Origin of the sequence: Devosia rhizoryzae (assembly GCF_016698665.1) — a bacterium.
Taxonomy (GTDB): Bacteria; Pseudomonadota; Alphaproteobacteria; order Rhizobiales; family Devosiaceae; genus Devosia; species Devosia rhizoryzae.
On the sequence record NZ_CP068046.1, the window covers coordinates 2,840,737 to 2,857,229 of the forward strand.

17 protein-coding genes are annotated in these 16,493 nt (G+C 63.0%); 11 read left to right on the forward strand and 6 right to left on the reverse strand.

All coding sequences use genetic code 11. The features are described from left to right. Positions 1-28 precede the first annotated feature (28 nt). The gene (locus JI748_RS13865) at positions 29-319 is read right to left on the reverse strand and encodes a hypothetical protein (protein ID WP_201631802.1); all 291 of its coding nucleotides are present in this window, start codon (positions 317-319) and stop codon (positions 29-31) included. A gap of 61 nt (positions 320-380) precedes the next feature. Between JI748_RS13865 and JI748_RS17515 the strand changes: the two genes are divergently transcribed. The 7 genes from JI748_RS17515 to JI748_RS13895 all read left to right on the forward strand — a co-directional run bounded on the left by JI748_RS17515 (position 381) and on the right by JI748_RS13895 (position 6,293). After that, the gene (locus JI748_RS17515; protein ID WP_267911595.1) at positions 381-509 is read left to right on the forward strand and encodes a hypothetical protein; all 129 of its coding nucleotides are present in this window, start codon (positions 381-383) and stop codon (positions 507-509) included. A gap of 76 nt (positions 510-585) precedes the next feature. Then, positions 586-1,221, forward strand: coding sequence for a peroxiredoxin (locus JI748_RS13870; protein WP_201631805.1), 636 nt, complete (start codon positions 586-588; stop codon positions 1,219-1,221). Between the two features lie 464 nt (positions 1,222-1,685). Beyond that, positions 1,686-2,042, forward strand: a complete 357-nt coding sequence (locus JI748_RS13875) for a septal ring lytic transglycosylase RlpA family protein (protein WP_233280531.1) — start codon at positions 1,686-1,688, stop codon at positions 2,040-2,042. Positions 2,043-2,339: 297 nt separating this feature from the next. Then, positions 2,340-3,512, forward strand: coding sequence for an MFS transporter (locus JI748_RS13880; protein WP_233280689.1), 1,173 nt, complete (start codon positions 2,340-2,342; stop codon positions 3,510-3,512). Then, positions 3,509-4,696 (forward strand): MFS transporter, encoded by a 1,188-nt coding sequence (locus JI748_RS13885; RefSeq protein ID WP_201631813.1) that lies wholly within the window; start codon positions 3,509-3,511, stop codon positions 4,694-4,696. Before JI748_RS13880 ends, JI748_RS13885 begins: the two co-directional genes overlap by 4 nt. Next, entirely contained in the window at positions 4,659-5,153 is a 495-nt protein-coding gene (locus JI748_RS13890; RefSeq protein WP_407644924.1) for an MmcB family DNA repair protein, read from the forward strand. Before JI748_RS13885 ends, JI748_RS13890 begins: the two co-directional genes overlap by 38 nt. 3 nt (positions 5,154-5,156) lie before the next feature. Then, positions 5,157-6,293: an MFS transporter gene (locus tag JI748_RS13895; RefSeq protein WP_201631816.1), complete on the forward strand. Its 1,137-nt coding sequence runs from the start codon at positions 5,157-5,159 to the stop codon at positions 6,291-6,293. Here the strand turns inward: JI748_RS13895 and truB are convergent. From truB to JI748_RS13915, 4 genes are all read right to left on the reverse strand, one after another. Beyond that, the gene (gene truB / locus JI748_RS13900) at positions 6,283-7,188 is read right to left on the reverse strand and encodes a tRNA pseudouridine(55) synthase TruB (RefSeq protein WP_233280532.1); all 906 of its coding nucleotides are present in this window, start codon (positions 7,186-7,188) and stop codon (positions 6,283-6,285) included. The genes JI748_RS13895 and truB overlap by 11 nt on opposite strands. A 4-nt stretch (positions 7,189-7,192) precedes the next feature. Beyond that, complete coding sequence (rbfA, locus tag JI748_RS13905) at positions 7,193-7,561, reverse strand: 30S ribosome-binding factor RbfA (RefSeq protein ID WP_233280533.1); 369 nt, start codon at positions 7,559-7,561, stop codon at positions 7,193-7,195. A 72-nt stretch (positions 7,562-7,633) separates the two neighbouring features. Then, positions 7,634-8,287, reverse strand: coding sequence for a hypothetical protein (locus tag JI748_RS13910; protein ID WP_201631830.1), 654 nt, complete (start codon positions 8,285-8,287; stop codon positions 7,634-7,636). A gap of 158 nt (positions 8,288-8,445) precedes the next feature. Continuing rightward, positions 8,446-9,465: a 2-hydroxyacid dehydrogenase gene (locus JI748_RS13915; protein WP_201631832.1), complete on the reverse strand. Its 1,020-nt coding sequence runs from the start codon at positions 9,463-9,465 to the stop codon at positions 8,446-8,448. A 107-nt stretch (positions 9,466-9,572) separates the two neighbouring features. Between JI748_RS13915 and JI748_RS13920 the strand changes: the two genes are divergently transcribed. After that, positions 9,573-10,124 carry an SH3 domain-containing protein gene (locus JI748_RS13920; protein ID WP_201631835.1) on the forward strand — a complete coding sequence of 184 codons (552 nt, stop codon included), beginning with the start codon at positions 9,573-9,575 and terminating at the stop codon, positions 10,122-10,124. 125 nt (positions 10,125-10,249) lie between these two features. Here the strand turns inward: JI748_RS13920 and JI748_RS13925 are convergent, their stop codons facing one another. Next, positions 10,250-13,162 carry an FAD-binding and (Fe-S)-binding domain-containing protein gene (locus JI748_RS13925; protein WP_201631838.1) on the reverse strand — a complete coding sequence of 971 codons (2,913 nt, stop codon included), beginning with the start codon at positions 13,160-13,162 and terminating at the stop codon, positions 10,250-10,252. 193 nt (positions 13,163-13,355) lie between these two features. Here JI748_RS13925 and JI748_RS13930 point away from each other — a divergent pair, with 193 nt between their 5' ends. From JI748_RS13930 to JI748_RS13940, 3 genes are read left to right on the forward strand one after another with little or no spacing between them, the layout of a single operon-like run. Beyond that, on the forward strand, positions 13,356-14,651 hold the full coding sequence (locus JI748_RS13930; RefSeq protein WP_201631839.1) for an ABC transporter substrate-binding protein: 1,296 nt from the start codon (positions 13,356-13,358) through the stop codon (positions 14,649-14,651). A 14-nt stretch (positions 14,652-14,665) separates the two neighbouring features. Beyond that, the gene (locus tag JI748_RS13935; protein ID WP_201631842.1) at positions 14,666-15,613 is read left to right on the forward strand and encodes a carbohydrate ABC transporter permease; all 948 of its coding nucleotides are present in this window, start codon (positions 14,666-14,668) and stop codon (positions 15,611-15,613) included. Continuing rightward, positions 15,603-16,490, forward strand: a complete 888-nt coding sequence (locus JI748_RS13940) for a carbohydrate ABC transporter permease (protein ID WP_201631848.1) — start codon at positions 15,603-15,605, stop codon at positions 16,488-16,490. The genes JI748_RS13935 and JI748_RS13940 overlap by 11 nt, the downstream gene beginning before the upstream one ends. The last annotated feature ends 3 nt before the right edge of the window (positions 16,491-16,493 follow it).

The window sequence follows — 16,493 nt, forward strand, 5'->3', positions numbered from 1 at the left end:
AAGCGGGCCTCTCATGCGGCTGGCGCCCTTAGTTGGCGTCGTCGTCGTCGGTGCCGCCTTCAATGTCGGGGCACGCAACAGCGTCACCGGTGGCGACATCAAGGCCTTCGGCAGCCGGCGTATCAGTTTCGCCGGCGTCGCCCTGGGACGTATCACCTTCGGTCGTCAGCGATTCACCGGTTGGCGTTGCACCAGCGCCCTGCTGAACGAGGCAGTCCTCGGCATTGGTGGCCGTGTTTGTGTCCTGGGCGAAGCTGACGGAGCTGGCGCCCAGCGTCAGCGCAAAAGCGGTCGTAATGGCGAGAAGGGAAGATTTCACTGTCATTCTCCAAACTGTCAAAAGGCTGAAGGCTAGAAACTATGCAAGAGCAACGCCCGAAATGCTTTCCGGTTTCCTGCCCCGCTCGGTTGGGCGTAAACCACATGTCTCGAGCCTGCTTCTTTATCCCCAGCGCCATCGGGAACAGCATGGCGCCAATCTGCCGCGCGACGCCAAGAATTTCCATTGAGGGGCTCTTCAAGCGCGGCTAGGCAGTACGATATTCTGACAAGACCGGTCCTCGCAGCGCACAAGGAATAAGAAGCATGGCAATCCTGATTGGCGACACCGCCCCCGATTTCACCCTTCAGTCCACAGAAGGAGAAATCCACTTCCACGATTATATCGAGGGCTCGTGGGCAGTGCTGTTCAGCCACCCCAAGAATTTTACCCCCGTCTGCACCACAGAGCTCGGCTACACCGCCAAGCTCAAGCCGGAATTCGAGAAGCGCGGCGTCAAGGTTCTCGGCCTTTCGGTCGACAAGCTCGAGGATCACGGCGGCTGGGCGCGTGACATCGAGCAGACGCAGGGCGCGGCGCTGAACTTCCCGCTGCTTGCCGATACCGAAGGCAAGGTGGCGCGCCTTTACGACATGATCCACCCCAATGCCGACAATACGCTCACCGTTCGTTCGGTCTTCGTCATTGGGCCGGACAAGAAGGTCAAGCTCAAGATCGAGTACCCGGCTTCGACCGGCCGCAACTTCGATGAAGTGCTGCGCGTCATCGATAGCCTCCAGCTCACCGCCAAGCACCAGGTTGCCACACCGGTGAACTGGAAGTCTGGCGAGGACGTGATCATCGTTCCCGCTGTCTCCAACGAGGCCGCCAAGGCGAAGTATCCGGAAGGCTGGAAGGAACTGAAGCCCTACTTGCGCATTGTGCCCCAACCGCAGGGTTGATCCCTGCCGGCACGGTTTTCTCCCTGACGACTGGGGCGGTAGTTGCGGCTATCGCCCCTTTTTCATGCGCGCCGCTTATCCCCGCAGCGTCAAAACGTGCCACATTCAGGTCAAAAACACTGCTGAGGCGTCTTTGCTGCCGCGTTTTTCCACAGACCACACGCGGAAAGCCCTGGAAAGTTCCCAGTCTTCACGCAGTCGTAATCGGGAGTGCAGCTGACGCAAACTGGTTCTACATGCCGCATGTATGACCAGTGAAGAGCACTCGAATCGCGATGTAACAAGATTCATTTTCCGGCTTTGCATAGATGCTTCCGCTTCGAAGCGTCGATTTCCCCCAGAAACTCTGCGACAAACCTGCAACACACATCAGGCCCGAAGCCCATTTCGGCGATCTGCCCACATTGTGGCCCCCGCCGGCCAATAATCAGCGCTCATCGACAACTTCAGTGAGCCTTGGACCATTGACCAATAAAGCTGTTATCGCCGCCGCATGTGCTGCAGCCCTTCTCGCCTTTGCTCCCGCAGCAGCCTATGCCCAGTGTGGCGGCGCTTCCTGGTACGGCCCCGGTTTCAACGGGAAACGCGCCGCATCAGGTGAGATTTTCAATGAAAACGCCATGACGGCAGCGCATCGCTCGCTTCCCTTCGGCACCAGGGTCGCCGTGACCGACCAGAATACCGGCAAGTCCGTCACCGTCACCATCAACGATCGCGGCCCCTTCCACGGCAAGCGCATCATCGATCTGTCCAAGGGTGCCGCAGCGGCCCTCGGCTTCCAGAACCGCGGCACGACTTCGGTGTGCCTCGCCGAGCAATAAGCATCGCTCTAGCGAACCGTATCGGCCGTCCGAACAATCATGGCGGCCGTTGTTTCGTGCGCTCTCAACAACGTCCAAGTGACCCCCACCCAGCCTCCCCCTGCAGAAGGGGAGGAGTCCGATGGTGCTTGTCCGCAATCTGGCGACGAACACCGCAGAACTCCTCCCCCGCCTTACGGGGGAGGCCGGGTGGGGGCCTTAACGTCGAGCGTTCCGGAAACGATTTAGACCGGCATTTTCACTGACCCCGAAATCGAATAGCGTGCGCCGCAAAGAGATTTCGAGCCTTTGAGCACCATGCGATTCGGATTTGCACTGCCGCCCCAAATCAAGGTTTTTGGGGCCTTCTTCGTTTATTCCTTCTGCATGGGCTCCATTTTCCCGCGCCTGCCCGCTATCCAGGAAGCCATGGGCGTGGGCGAAGGCGCGCTGGGCCTGGCGCTGATCGGCTCGGCCATTGGAACGCTGATCTCGTTGACCTTTGCCGGACGTTTCGTGGAGGCCATCGGCTATCGGCGCGTGTTGCTCACCGCCATTCCGCTTCTTTCCGTCCTCTATGCACTGGCAAGCTGGGCGCAGACGCCGCTCATGTTCTTCTTCCTCCTCCTGCCGGTCGGTCTCACCATCGGCTGCATCGAGATCATCATCAATGTCGAAGCGGACCGGGTCGAGCACGCCATTGGCCGCCGCATCATGAGCCGCGCCCATGCCTTCTGGAGCCTGGGCTTTTTCACTGCAGGCATCGTCGGCTCCTTCGTGGCGCAAGCCGGCATCGAGGTGCACATCCACCTCATGATCATGATCCCCTTCGTGATCCTTGCGACCATGCTGGTGCTCGGCCAGTTCCAGCCTGCTCCGCATCGCGCCGGCGGCAGCACCGACGATGCGCCGCGCTTTGCCCGGCCCACAACGACCGTCATGGCGCTGGTTGCCGTCTGCATTTCCGCCATGCTGATGGAAGGGGCCGGGATCGATTGGTCGGCTATCTATATGCGCAATATCTTCGACGCGACGCCGTTCTGGGCTGGGCTCGCAGTGGCAACCGTCGCCGGGTCGCAAGGCGTGGCGCGCTTCTTTGCCGATGGATTCGTCGAGCGTTATAGTCCGGTCCTCGTCGCCCGCGTGCTGTTGACCGTGTTGGGTCTGGGCGTACTCCTTACCTTCTTCGCGCCTGCCGCCTGGGTTGCCTATCTGGGCTTTGCGCTGATCGGCATCGGCTCGAGCGCGCTCTTCCCCCTTGCCATGTCCGCCGCAGCGCAGCAAACCGACCGCCCTGCCGCCGTCAATGTTGCGGCGCTGGCGCAGTTTTCCTTCACGGCCTTTCTCCTTGGGCCGCCGCTCCTCGGCTATATCGGTGAGCACTTTGGTATCCAGTGGGTGTTCGGCGTCGGCTTCCCGCTGGTGCTGCTCGGCTTTGCCACGGCCCATGTTCTCTCGCCCAGGCCAATGGGCAAAACGGTTACCGCATGATCCAGCCTCAGCACCGCATCTACGCCTCCTTTTTCTTCTTCGCCGTGACCACCGGCGCTCTGATGTCGCGCCTGCCGGACATCCAGGCGCAGCTTCTGTTGAGCGAAGGGCAGCTCGGTCTCACCATGATCGGCATGTCCTTGGGCTCGCTGATCTCGCTGACCTTTGGCGCGCCGCTGATCGAACGTTTCGGCTTCCGCACCACGGCATTCTTGACCGTCCTGGGCCCTGCCGTGCTTTTTGCCACTATTCCGTGGCTACCTGCGGCGCCGGTCATGTTTGCGGTCCTCTTCGTGGTCGGCCTTCTGGCAGGCGCGCTCGAGATCAACCTCAATGTCGAGATCGACCGCCTCGAAGTCCAGCATGGTAAGCGCTTCATGAATCGCGCCCATGGCTTTTGGAGCGTCGGCTTCTTTGTGACGGCCCTGTCCGGCGCCGTTGTCCGGCAGTCCGGCATTTCCACTGCGGCGCATCTGGGTGCGATCGCGGTGATCGTCGTGCTCGTGGCCGGTTACCTCATTTATGGCGCGACCGAAGCGCCCAAGCCCAATCGCGGCCATGACGAAGGCGGCCATCGCATTGCCTTCCCTAATTGGGGTCTCCTGCCGCTCTGCCTCATCGGCTTTGCCGCTTTCCTCGTGGAAGGCGCCGGCATCGACTGGTCCGCGATCTACATGCAGAGTGTTTTTGCGGTGGAGCCGTTTGTCGGCGGCATGGGGCTGACGCTCTTTGCTTTTTTCATGGCCGTGGGCCGGCTTTCTGCCGACCCCGTCGTTACCCGTTTCGGTCCGCGCAACGTCGCCATGGTGATGCTGAGCTTTGCCAGCCTTGGCGCTCTCCTGGTGGGTGTCTCGCCAAGTCCCGAACTGGCCCTGATCGGCTTTGCCCTCATGGGTGCCGGCTGCTCGGCCGTTTATCCCCTGGCCGTATCGGCTGCGGCCCAGCGCACAGACCGTCCGGCGGCGGTCAATGTCGCGGCGCTAGGGCAGGTGAGTTTCGTGGTCTTCTTCCTCGCGCCGCCGCTGCTCGGCTTCGTGGCTGAATTCATTCACATCCGCGCCTCCTATCTTGTCTGCCTGCCGCTGCTGCTGGCCGGTCTTTGGGCGTCGAGCTTTGCGCTGGGTGGCAAAAAGCTCGAGACGCCGCATGGCTTGGCGCCCGAGCCGCTTGGGCCCAATGGCTGACGACCTGCCGCCCATTGTCGACCTGCGCCAATCGGCGACCGCGCTGCGCGTCCAGCGCGGTGTCATGCGCATGCTGCGCGAGCGGCATGACATGGCCTGCTACGCCGAAGTGCCGCTCGCCAATGGCCGCCGCGCCGATGTCCTCGCCGTCGGCCCCAAGGGCGAGATCTGGATCATCGAGATCAAGTCGAGCCTCATCGACTTCCAGGTCGATCGCAAATGGCCCGAATACCGCGAATTCTCCGACAAGTTCTTCTTCGCCAAGCCACCCGAACTCGATGCCGAGATTTTTCCCGAAACCGAGGGTCTGATCGTCGCGGATGGGCATGACGGCGCCATCCTGCGCGACAGTCCGGACACCCCGCTGGCCCCCGCGCGGCGCAAGACGCTGATGCTTAAACTCGCCCGCATGGGCGCCGACCGCATCCATGTGCTCATGGACCCCGGACCGCGTTAGGCCATGCTGCTCAAGCACTGGCGGGTGATCACGCTTTTCCTGACGCATGCGCTCGCCATAGGCGCGGTGCATACCCGCCTGCCCGATCTGCAGCAGCTGATGGGCCTCAGCGAAGCCCAGCTCGGCCTCGTGCTCATGGGTCAGCCCCTGGGCGGGCTGCCGATGTTTCTGTTCTCGAGCGCTCTGATCGAGCGCTTCGGTCCGCGCCTCGTGGTCCTGACCATGCTGCCCGTGGTGATCGTCAGCTCCGCGCTCATCCCGATCCTCCTCGATCCCCTCGCCATGTTCGCGCTGCTTGCCGTCAATGGCGTGGGCTTTTCGCTCAGCAACATTGCCATCAATGTGGAAGCCGACCGCATCGAAGCTGCCAGCGGCGATCGGATCATGAACACCTGCCATGGCGTCTGGAGCATCGGCTTCTTGATGACCGCGCTTCTCGGCGTGCTGATGCGCGGCCTTGGCATCTCGCCTGCCGTTCATCTTGGCGTGCTGGTGCCGGTTCTGATCGGGCTCCTGCTGGTCGTGGTCCTGCCCATGCCGACCTCGATTGCGCGCAGCCATGCCGGCGAAGGCAAGGTGCGAAAGCTCGCCCTCCCCACAATCGCAACCATGGGTCTTGTCGCCTTCGGTCTCGGTGCCGGGGTTACCGAAGGTGCATCGCGCGCCTGGTCGATCATTTATCTGCGCGACAATTTCGATGTCGCGCCCTGGATCCAGTCGCTGGCGCTTCCGGCGCTGGTCGCTTCAATGGCGCTTGGCCGGCTGCTCGCAGACCGCTTCCTCGACCGCTTCCGCTCCGATCATTTCGCACGAGCGCTCTCGGCACTGGCGATTGCGGGCCTGGTCTTAGTTGCCGTGGCGCCAGGCGCCTGGATCGCGGTCTTGGCCTTTGCCCTGGTCGGCTTTGGCATCTGCGTGCTTTATCCGTTGATGCTTTCTGCCGCAGCCCGGCTGGGCGACCGGCCGGCATCGCAAAACGTGGCGGCGACAACCTTGATCTTCCAGCTGGTTAATCTCGGGGCCCCCGCCCTGATCGGCGCGGTGGCGCAAGGCTTTGGGGTCCGCATCGCCTTTGCTATGCTGATCCCGCTCCTGGTGCTGACCTTTGCGATGGCCAGCCAGCTCAAGCCTAAAGGTTGAACACCCGGCGAGGCTTGAACTGGCCGTATTCCACCGAGCCGGTCGCCAGCACCTTGCCCTTGAAGCTCGCCCAGCACTCGTCGAGGGCAATGGGCGCACCGGCCCCGGTCAGCAGCACGGCATTGCCATGGCTCACCGCCCCGGCCTGGCCGGCATCGAGCCGCAGTTCCGGCAGATCGGCAAAGCCCAGCGCGATTGACGCGATCAGCGCATCGCGATTAGCACCTTCGACACCCTCAAGCTCTTCGATGGTCACCGCATTGGCATCGTTGAACGGGCCGACCGCGGCCCGATGCAGGCTCGTGACGTGACCCACGGTGCCCAGCGCCAAAGCAATGTCGCGCGCCAGCGAACGGACATAGGTGCCCTTGCCGCAGGTGACCTCCAGGACGCTTTGCTCGGCGCCATGCTCAACCAGTCGAATGGCATCAATGTCGACTGGGCGCTCCGCCAACTCCACCGTTTCCCCAGCGCGTGCCAGGTCGTAGGCGCGCTCGCCATCGACCTTGATCGCCGAAAACGCAGGCGGGCGCTGCATGATCGTGCCGGTAAACCGCGGCAGCACAGCTTCGAGCGCCGAGCCTTCCGGCCGCACGTCTGAAGTCGCCACGACCTCGCCTTCGGCATCGTCGGTCGAGGTGGCACGACCCCAACCGATGGCGAAGCGGTAGATCTTGGTGCCGTCCTGCACTTGCGGCACGGCCTTGGTGGCCTCACCCAAGGCGATCGGCAATATGCCCGTCGCCAGCGGATCGAGCGTTCCGGCATGGCCGGCCTTGGCAGCGGAGAACAGCCAGCGCACCTTGCCCACCGCCTGGGTGGAGGTCATGTCATATGGCTTATTGAGCACGATCCATCCGGAGATGGCGCGCTTTTTGGAGCGGGGCTGGTTCACGGCTTCAGTCTTGCTCGCTATCGTCTTCGTCGAGATCGCGGCGGACGCGGTCGGAGCGCAACAGCGCATCGATCTTGCCGGCTTCTTCGAACGTCTCGTCGACGAAGAACCGAACATCGGGGGCATATTTGAGATTGATCTGCGGTGCAATTGCACCGCGGATGAACTTCTTGTGCCGATTTAGCGCCTCGACGATTTCCTCAGCATGCTGGCCACCAAGCGGCATTACATAGGCGTTGGCGATCTTGAGGTCCGGCGTCATGCGCACTTCGGGCACCGTCACCACGGCGCCGCGCAGGGCCTCATCCTCGATTTCCCCGCGCGCGAACATTGCTGCCAGAGCATGGCGCACCAGTTCCCCAACGCGGAGCATGCGCTGGCTCGGGCCAGCGGAACTATGGGTTTTTTTCATGGGCAAGCGGAGTAGGCCCAAAGGGCCTTCCCGTCAATCCGCGCGGGTCAGCACCGGCTCAGCTTTGAACCGCGCCACATGCTGTTCGACTTCGCTGGGCGTCACCGGCCAGGTGCCGGTGACGGCGGGATCGAAGGCTGGGCCGCGCCAGCCCTGGTAGAGCATGGCGACCCCTCTATCGGACTTGTAAAAGCCGATGATCATGACCTCACCCTGATCGGCATTTGCCGGATCAAGATAGGATCCGCACACAAAGCCAAGCGGGGGAAGATTGTCGCCATCGTCGGCCTCGAGCTGAAAGAAGGCCGTCGCTTCCGGGCGGCAAGAGCGGGCATAGACCTCGATCACCGCGGCACGCACCTCGGCGAGAACCGGCTCCGCCATGCTGGTGACGCGGGCGCCGTAAAGCGTCGTCCAGAAGGCTTCACCCTCGCCGCGCGGGTAAATCTCAAGATGGGCCTGGTTGCCGATCTCGGTAAATCGTGGCGAGACCAGTTCGGACCAGTTCTCTGCGGCCTGGTCGATCCAGTCCGGCTTGGGCAGGGAGAATTTTTGCTCCTGCGCCTCAAGCACCAGATGCCCTTCTTCGGTGGTGACCGGCAGGGCGGGCGCGGTGGTCTGCGCAAGAGCGGGGCTGACAAGAGCCATGGCAGCCAGGACGGGCAGCACGGACTTTACGAGTGGCACAAGGGCTCTCCTACCCCACAAATTCTCACAATTTATCCAGCAGGCGAAGCCCCACGCGCGCCGGACAAGGGGACGATTAGGGTTCTGTTAAGAGCGGTGCAAGGGGTGCAAGGGCCGCGTCGAGCGATGGCGGCCTCGATGCGGAAAACCGGCAACACTTAGGTGCGGGCAGCTCGCGGCATCGGTGCTTCGGGCAAGAGGCGATGGGGCGGCTGGTGCCCGTCCATGAAGGTTCGGATGTTGACGATCACCGTCTCGCCCATCTCGATCCGCGCTTCCATCGTGGCCGACGCCATATGGGCGGTGAGCACGACATGGTTGCTTTCCGCCAGCGCCAAGAGGCGCGGGTTGATGCCGGGCCGGTTCTCGAAGACGTCGAGCGCCGCGCCAAAAAGCCTGTCCTGCTCCAGCCGCTCGATCAGCGCTTCTTCATCGAGCAGTTCCGGGCGGCTGACATTGATCACATAGGCGCCCGGCTTCATGCGGTCGAGCCGTTCGGCCGAAAGGATGTGGCGCGTGGCGCGGGTCAGCGGCGTATGGAGCGAGACGATATCGACCTCGGCCAGCATGGCGTCGAGATCGTCCCAATAGGTTGCCCCCAAAGGCGTCTCCACCGCGAGCGGCCGCTGCGAGCGGGAGAAATAGTGGATGTTGAGGCCAAAGGCCCGCGCCCGCTGCGCCACCGCCGTGCCGATGCGGCCCATGCCGACGATGCCCAGCGCCTTGCCGCGCAGCCGGTGCCCCAGCATCGAGGTCGGCGACCAGCCGGCCCATCTGCGGTCTTCGAGCAGCATCTGCGTGCCTTCGACCAGCCGCCGCGGCAGCGCCAGGATCAGCGCCATGGCCATGTCGGCGGTGTCCTCGGTCAAGACCGATGGGGTATTGGTCACCGTCAGCCCCGCCGCCCAGGCCGCTTCAAGGTCGATATTGTCGACGCCATTGCCGAATTGGGCGATCAGCCGCACCGTCGGTGGCAACCGGCCGATCAGGTCGGCATCGATACGATCGGTGATGGTCGAAACCAGCACGTCCTTGCCCGCCAGTCCGTGCAGGATATCGTCGCTGGTCAGCGCCGCATCGGCTTCGTTGACGTCGGTCTCGAACAGCATGGCCATGCGGGCCTCGATGCTTTCGGGCAGCCGCCGCGTGATCAGGATTTTGGGTTTGCTTGCTGCCATGCGCACTGGTCGGTTGGCCACTTGTGAAGAGGTGCCCCGTGCCCCCTTCAGCGACCATTAAGGATCATGAGCTAGTGATAAGGCAATTCCAACCACACTGCAAAGCGATGTTCCGTTTGCCCCTGTCTTGGAGCCGCTCCCGCGCTTTTTCCCTCGTGCTGCTTGCCCTTGCCAGCATGCTTCCGGCCGCACCCGTCCTGGCGCAGGACAACCCGAGCGGCCTGCCGCTGCCGCGTTTCGTCACCACGCGCTCGGCGCCGATCAATGTGCGCGTCGGCCCCGGCACCAAGTACAATATCGCCTGGAATTTCCTGGTCTCCGGCGTACCGGTCGAGATCGTCCAGGAGTTCGATACCTGGCGCAAGATCCGCGACATGGAAGGCGATGAGGGCTGGGTGCACCAGAGCCTTCTGGCTGGCGCCCGCGCCGGCTATGTCACCCCGCTGGTCGCCAATGGCGAAGTCACCATGCATGTGAGCCGCGCCGAAGACGCCACGGCCCGTGCCCGCCTTGCGGCCGGCGTGCGTGTCGCCGTCAGCGAATGCGACGGCGCCTGGTGCCAGGTCGCCGCCGGCCCGCCCGGCGAACGCGCCAGCTTCTCCGGCTGGATCCGCCAGGAAGAGCTTTGGGGCGTTTATCCGGACGAAGAGTTCGACTGAGCTGAGGACCCCCACCCAGCCTCCCCCTTTAGAAGGGGGAGGAGTCGGCCAGTGCAAGTCTCAGATCGAGTCAAGCACGCGATAGGACTCCTCCCCCGCCTAACGGGGGAGGCTGGGTGGGGGTATTACCTTGTCGCCCACTCAAGCAAGCTCGCCAGCCCCACAAACGGGATCGCAGCATGTTCGGTCAGCCCTGAGGCGCAGGTCGAAACCGTCGAAACACCAAGCTCGCACCCTTCGGGTATGTCATTGCCGACCCGGCGCGTCGCATGGGCGTTGAGCTCGGGAATGAACAGGCCCTTGTCACCGGCATAGCCACAGCAGGTCACCGAACTCAGGACCGCGATGCTTTCGGCGCAGGCACGGGCAATGGCTTCGGTGGCGGGTTGCTCCGCCAACCGCTGCGCCGAGCAATTGTGGTGCACGGCAACGACCGGCAGCTTCTGGGTGATGGTCAGCCTGGGCAGGAGCTCGGCCAAAAACTGGGCGGAGTCCGCCACTACGGCATCGCCCGGAACCTCGCGCAGATGCTTGGCGCAGGTCGAGGCGTCGGTGACCACCGGCACGCGGCCGGACTCGGACAGCGAAGACAATACCCGCTGCAGCGCGTTACCCACGGTCGCCGCTTGCTCCGGAAAACCCTTGGACTGGAATGGCTGCCCGCAACATTGCCCGTTGAGCGTTTCGGGAATGACGACGTCATAGCCTGCGCGTTCCAGCAGCTTGGTCATGGCCTCGGTTGCCGACAGCAAGCCGTGCCGGGTCGTGGGCGCGCCGAACATGCGGCTGGGACAAGCGGGGAAATAAACGATCGATGGCCGTCCCGTCTGGGCGATCGGCACCGGAAAGCCGGTCTTGCGAGGGTCCTGCCGTGTTTCGCGCGGATGCGGCGCACCCGGCCCATGATGGAGGGCGCGGGAGACGCGGGGCACGCGCTTGTTGGTCAGGCGACGCGCCGTCTCGGTGATCGCCTCCACTGCCGGTGCCGGGATGACGGTGCGCGCCGCATCGGCAATGGCCACGCCGCCGCGCATCATGGTTTCGACAGCGCCGCGGTGATCGGCCACCACGCCCGCCGCTGCCCGCGCCGTGCCGCCACGACGACGGGCGCGTTCGCCCATGATCATGGTGCCGGTTTCGATGCCGACCGGACAGCGCAATGAGCAAAGATTGCAGGCAGCACAGGTGTCGAGCCCGGCATACTGGAAATCGGCATCGAAGCGCTTGAGGCGCTCCGGATCCTCGCCGGTGGCGCGCATGCGTTCGCGTTCGCGGGTCACGGCAATGCGCTGGCGCGGCGTCAGCGTCATGTGGTGGCTGGGGCAGGCCGGTTCGCAAAAGCCGCATTCGATGCAGAGGTCGACCAGTTCGTCGGCCGGCGGCATGACCTTCAGATTCTTGATGTGGACCTTGGCGTCGTCATTGAGCAGCACGCCCGGATTAAGGAGGCGCTCGGGGTCGAAGACCGCCTTGATGCGATGCATGATCGCATAGGCTTTTTCGCCCCATTCCCGCTCGACAAAGGGCGCGATGGCGCGGCCGGTGCCGTGCTCGGCCTTGAGCGATCCGCCGTAACGTACCGAGACCAGCTCGGAGAGTTCCTGGTTGAGCGCATCGAATTTTTCCGCCGCGCCGTGTTCGGCGAAATTGTCGCTCATCTGGAAATGGAGGTTTCCAGCCAGGGCATGCCCGAAGATGATGGCGTCTTCGTAGCCGTGCCGGTCGAGCAGGTTGCGCATGTCGAGCACGAATTCGGCCAGCCGCTCGATCGGCGCCGCCACGTCCTCGGTCAACATGCTCGTGCCCTTGGGCCGCGCCGCACCGCCTGAGGTGAAGAAGCCCTTGCGGATATCCCAGAGCGCGTGGCTGCGCGCTTCGTCCGTGGAGAAATCGATATGCGTGGCGCCGTGACGCGCCAGGAGAGCAACGGCTTTTTCCGTCTCCACCGCCAGCGTTTGGGCGTCAGGGGCGGTGACGTCGATCAGAACGGCCGGGGAATTGTCGGTGAGCCAAGGAAGGAGCGGCGCCATCGGCGGCAGATGCTCCACCGTCGCCAGCGCCCGGCGCTCGATATATTCGGCCGCGGTGACCCCGGTCGTCACCTGCACGCCGCCATTGGCCATTTCGATAATGGCCCGTCCTGCCGATTGTGGATCCGGAAACGGAACCAGGGCCGTTGCCTTGCACGGATGCTCGGGCACCGTGTTGTAGGTCACCTCCGACACAAAGCCGAGCGTGCCCTCCGAGCCCACCATCAGGTGGATCAGGATATCAAGCGGGTCATGGTAGTCGACCAGGGCGTTAAGCGAATAGCCGACCGTGTTCTTGATCCGGTACTTCTTGCGGATCAGCGCCACGAGATCGGCATCGGCCATGACGTCGTGATGCAGCTGGTGGATGGCCTCCAGCATGGGTGCATGCGTCACGCGGAAGGCATCGACGCTGGCCGGGTCGCCGGAATCGAGCATGGTGCCGTCGGTCAGAACGATCCGCAGCCGCGCCATGGTGTGATAGGTGTTCTGCGCCACGCCACAGCACATGCCTGACGAATTGTTGTTGACCACGCCACCGATCTTGCAGGTGGCCTGCGAAGCCGGGTCGGGCCCGATCTTCTTGTTGAATGGTTTAAGCGCGCGGTTGGCTTCCGCGACGATGATCGCCGGCCCCAGCGTGATCTGCTCGGCACCGGGATGGATCGCGAGCTTGCGCCAGCCATCGCCTAGCACGGCCAGCACGCCATCGGTGACGGCTTGGCCGGAGAGTGACGTGCCCGCGGCGCGAAACGTCACCGGCAGGCCCTCCGCCCTCGCCGCCTTGAACACGGCGCGCACGTCGTCCTCGGAATTGACGAAGACCACGACGGCCGGCAGCAGCCGATAGGAACTGGCATCGCCGCTCCACGCATAGGTCATCAGCGGATCAGTATAGATGTTGCCGCGCACTTGACCGCGCAGGCGCGCTGCGATGCGTTCGCCGGCGGCGAGGCGATCGGGATCTTGGATCTTGGGCTGAACCGAGGACAGACTGGCTTGCTGCATAGGCCAAGCACTAACATGTTAGCGCCGACACATGAAGTCACATCACCGCATATCGCCACCCTTCCATACAAGAGATTGCCGGGCGCTTTGCTTCCGTGCTAGCGTTGTAACCAGTTGGTGATTTAGCGGCGGGGAGGCTGCGCACCACAAGGCCGGTTCCGATCAGCGGGCCGGATGATCTGGGAGGATCGACATGAGCATCAAACTTGACCGCCGTCAGTTCCTGATGGGCTCCACGGCGCTTCTTGCAGCTGGCGCACTTGCGCGACCGGCCTGGGCACAGGATGCCGGCTTGCGCCAGTTCTTCTGGGGCGGCCAGGCCCGCGCCGACCGCACCTATGGCGTCAACGACCTTTTTGCCGCCGCCGAAGACGGCGCGACGGTCGATTCAAGCTTTCTCGGCTGGGGCGATTACTGGCCCAAGCTCGCCACCGAAACGGCGGGCGGCAATGCACCCGACATCATCCAGATGGACTACCGCTATATCGTCGAATACGCCAAGCGCAACGCCATCGCACCGCTTGATGAATATGTCGGCGATGTCCTCAAGCTCGACGGCTTCGATGAAGATCAGCTCGAAGGCGGCAAGGTCGATGGCAAGCTTTATGGCATCAGCCTCGGTGCAAACTCCGTTGCCCAGCTCGTCAACATTCCGGCCTTCGAAGAAGCCGGCGTCGAGCCGCCCAATCGCGACAGCACCTACGATGACATCCGCGCCATGGGCGAGGCCTTCAAGGCCGCCAATATCCGCGGCGGCATGAAGGTCATTGCCGATGGCTCCGGTGTCGAACCGATGCTCGACAACTGGCTTCGCCAAAAGGGCCTCGCCCTTTACACCGCTGACGGCAAGCTGGGCTTCGGCGCCGAAGAAATGACCGAGTGGTTCACGCTGTGGAACGGCTTCCGCGCCGATGGCATCTGCGTCACCGCCGAAGATCAGGCGCTCGACACCAATGGACCGCTGGAAAACACCATGGTGGTGCTGGGCAAGTCGGCTTTGATGCCGGTCAATTCCAACCAGCTCGTTGCCTTCCAGGCGCTGGTGCAGGACGAGCTGACCATCACCAACTATCCCCGTATCGCGCCGGGCGTGGGCGGTGGTCACTATCGCAAGCCCTCGATGTTCTTTTCGGTTGGCGGCTCTTCTGCCAACAAGGAAAAGGCGGCCGAATATCTCAGCTTCTTCGTCAACGATCTCGAGGCGGCGAAGATTTTGGGCGTCGAGCGCGGTATCCCGTGTTTCCCGACCGTGCGCGATGCCATTGCGCCTGAGCTCAATCCGCAAGAGCAGATCGCGCTCAACTTCGTGGCAAACCTGGGCGATTTGCTCGGGCCGCTGCCGCCGCCGCCCCCGGCCGCTGCCGGCGAAATCGACATTTCCCTGCTTCGCACGCTGAGCCAGGAAGTCGCTTTCGGCGCCCGCTCCGCCGAGGATGCCGGCCAGTACTTCGTCACCGAAGCTGCCGCTATCCTCGCGCGCCAGGCCTAGGCTGAGCACCGATCATGGCCACGCAAGTCGACACAACCGCCATAAACGGGGCCGACCGCGTGGCCTCTCCCTCGTTCTGGTCCGGGGTGTGGCACAACCACGCCCCGGGCTATCTCTTTCTTCTGCCGTGGTTCATCGGCTTTTTCGGCCTGACCATCGGGCCGATCATCACCTCGTTCTATCTCAGCTTCACCCATTTCGACCTTTTGACCGATCCGCGCTGGGCCGGGCTCGACAATTATGTCCGCATGTTCACCAATGATCCGAAGTTCGCCGCCTCGATGCGCGTGACCTTCTTCTTCGTGATCTTTTCGGTGCCGCTCAAACTTGCCTTCGCGCTGGGCGTCGCGCTCCTACTCAACCGCGGCATGCGCGGGCTGCCGCTTTATCGGGCGCTGTTCTATCTGCCGAGCCTTCTTGGCGCCTCGGTCGCTATCGCCATCCTTTGGCGCCAGATCTTTGCCGGCAACGGTCTCGTTAACCAGGTGCTTGCCGTGTTCGGCATTCAGGGTCCGAGCTGGATTTCCAATCCCAACACATCGCTGTGGACGCTGATCATCCTCGCCATCTGGCAGTTCGGCTCGCCGATGATCATCTTCCTTGCCGGCCTCCGCCAGATCCCGCAGGACATGTACGAGGCCGCCTCGCTCGACGGCGCGGGCAAGTGGCGGCAGTTCTGGCGCATTACCCTGCCGATGCTGACTCCGGTGGTGTTCTTCAACGCCATCATCCAGACCATCGAGGCGTTCAAGAGCTTCACCCCCGCCTTCATCATCTCGGGCGGCACCGGCAATCCGATCAACTCGACGCTGTTCTACACCCTCTATCTCTACAACGAGGCCTTCGGCTTTTTCCGCATGGGCTATGCCTCCGCGCTCGCCTGGGTGCTCCTCGCAATCGTTTCGGCCTTCACCGCCTTCTCGTTCCTGACGAGCAAGTATTGGGTGCATTATGACGACTGACGCAGCTCCGCTCACGGTCGTGACCGCGACCTCCCAAACGCGCCGAAAGGTTATCTCGGTCCTGTCACATGCGGCACTGATCGCCGCCTCGATCGTGATGCTTTATCCGCTGCTCTGGCTTCTAGCGGCGTCGTTCCGGCCGGAAAACGAGATCTTCACCTCCGGCATTTCGGTCCTGCCGTCGGCTGGCTGGAGCATCGACAGTTACTTCCGCGGCTGGAACGGCTTGCGCGTCAGCTTCGGGCAGTTGTTTCTCAACAGCCTGACCATCTCGATCCTGTCGGTCTGCGGCAATGTCATTGCCTGCTCACTGGCCGCCTACGCTTTTGCGCGACTTCAGTTTTTCGGCCGCAACTTCTGGTTCGCGATGATGCTGATGACGCTTATGCTGCCCTCGCAGGTAACGCTGATCCCCCAATATGTGCTGTTCCTCAGGCTCGACTGGATCAACACCTTCCTGCCTCTCGTCGTGCCGAAATTCCTCGCCGCCGACGCCTTCTTCATCTTCCTCATGGTGCAGTTCTTCCGGGGCATCCCCAAGGAGCTCGACGAGGCCGCGCGCATGGATGGCGCCGGCCCCTGGCGCATCTACTGGAAGATCATCATGCCGCTCTCCATGCCGGTTCTGGCAACGGCGGCGATCTTTACCTTCATCTGGACCTGGGACGATTTCTTTGGCCCCCTGATCTATCTCAGCGACCTGCGCCAATACACGGTCATGCTGGGCCTTCGCACCTTCACTGACTCGACCGGCATGTCAGATTATGGCGGGCTTTTTGCCATGAGCGTGTTGTCGCTCGTGCCCATCTTCCTCTTTTTCCTGTTCTTCCAGCGGTTGCTTATCGAAGGCATCGCGACGACCGGTATGAAACGCTAGACC

Coding starts and splice junctions, on each gene's coding strand:
- JI748_RS13890 (WP_407644924.1), top strand. CDS start 4,659: ATGGCTTGGCGCCCGAGCCGCTTGGGCCCAATGGCTGACGACCTGCCG.
- JI748_RS13870 (WP_201631805.1), top strand. CDS start 586: ATGGCAATCCTGATTGGCGACACCGCCCCCGATTTCACCCTTCAGTCC.
- rbfA (WP_233280533.1), bottom strand. CDS start 7,561: ATGCTCCGCGTTGGGGAACTGGTGCGCCATGCTCTGGCAGCAATGTTC.
- JI748_RS13880 (WP_233280689.1), top strand. CDS start 2,340: ATGCGATTCGGATTTGCACTGCCGCCCCAAATCAAGGTTTTTGGGGCC.
- JI748_RS13925 (WP_201631838.1), bottom strand. CDS start 13,162: ATGCAGCAAGCCAGTCTGTCCTCGGTTCAGCCCAAGATCCAAGATCCC.
- JI748_RS13895 (WP_201631816.1), top strand. CDS start 5,157: ATGCTGCTCAAGCACTGGCGGGTGATCACGCTTTTCCTGACGCATGCG.
- JI748_RS13935 (WP_201631842.1), top strand. CDS start 14,666: ATGGCCACGCAAGTCGACACAACCGCCATAAACGGGGCCGACCGCGTG.
- JI748_RS13920 (WP_201631835.1), top strand. CDS start 9,573: ATGTTCCGTTTGCCCCTGTCTTGGAGCCGCTCCCGCGCTTTTTCCCTC.
- JI748_RS17515 (WP_267911595.1), top strand. CDS start 381: ATGCTTTCCGGTTTCCTGCCCCGCTCGGTTGGGCGTAAACCACATGTC.
- JI748_RS13940 (WP_201631848.1), top strand. CDS start 15,603: ATGACGACTGACGCAGCTCCGCTCACGGTCGTGACCGCGACCTCCCAA.
- JI748_RS13915 (WP_201631832.1), bottom strand. CDS start 9,465: ATGGCAGCAAGCAAACCCAAAATCCTGATCACGCGGCGGCTGCCCGAA.
- JI748_RS13930 (WP_201631839.1), top strand. CDS start 13,356: ATGAGCATCAAACTTGACCGCCGTCAGTTCCTGATGGGCTCCACGGCG.
- JI748_RS13885 (WP_201631813.1), top strand. CDS start 3,509: ATGATCCAGCCTCAGCACCGCATCTACGCCTCCTTTTTCTTCTTCGCC.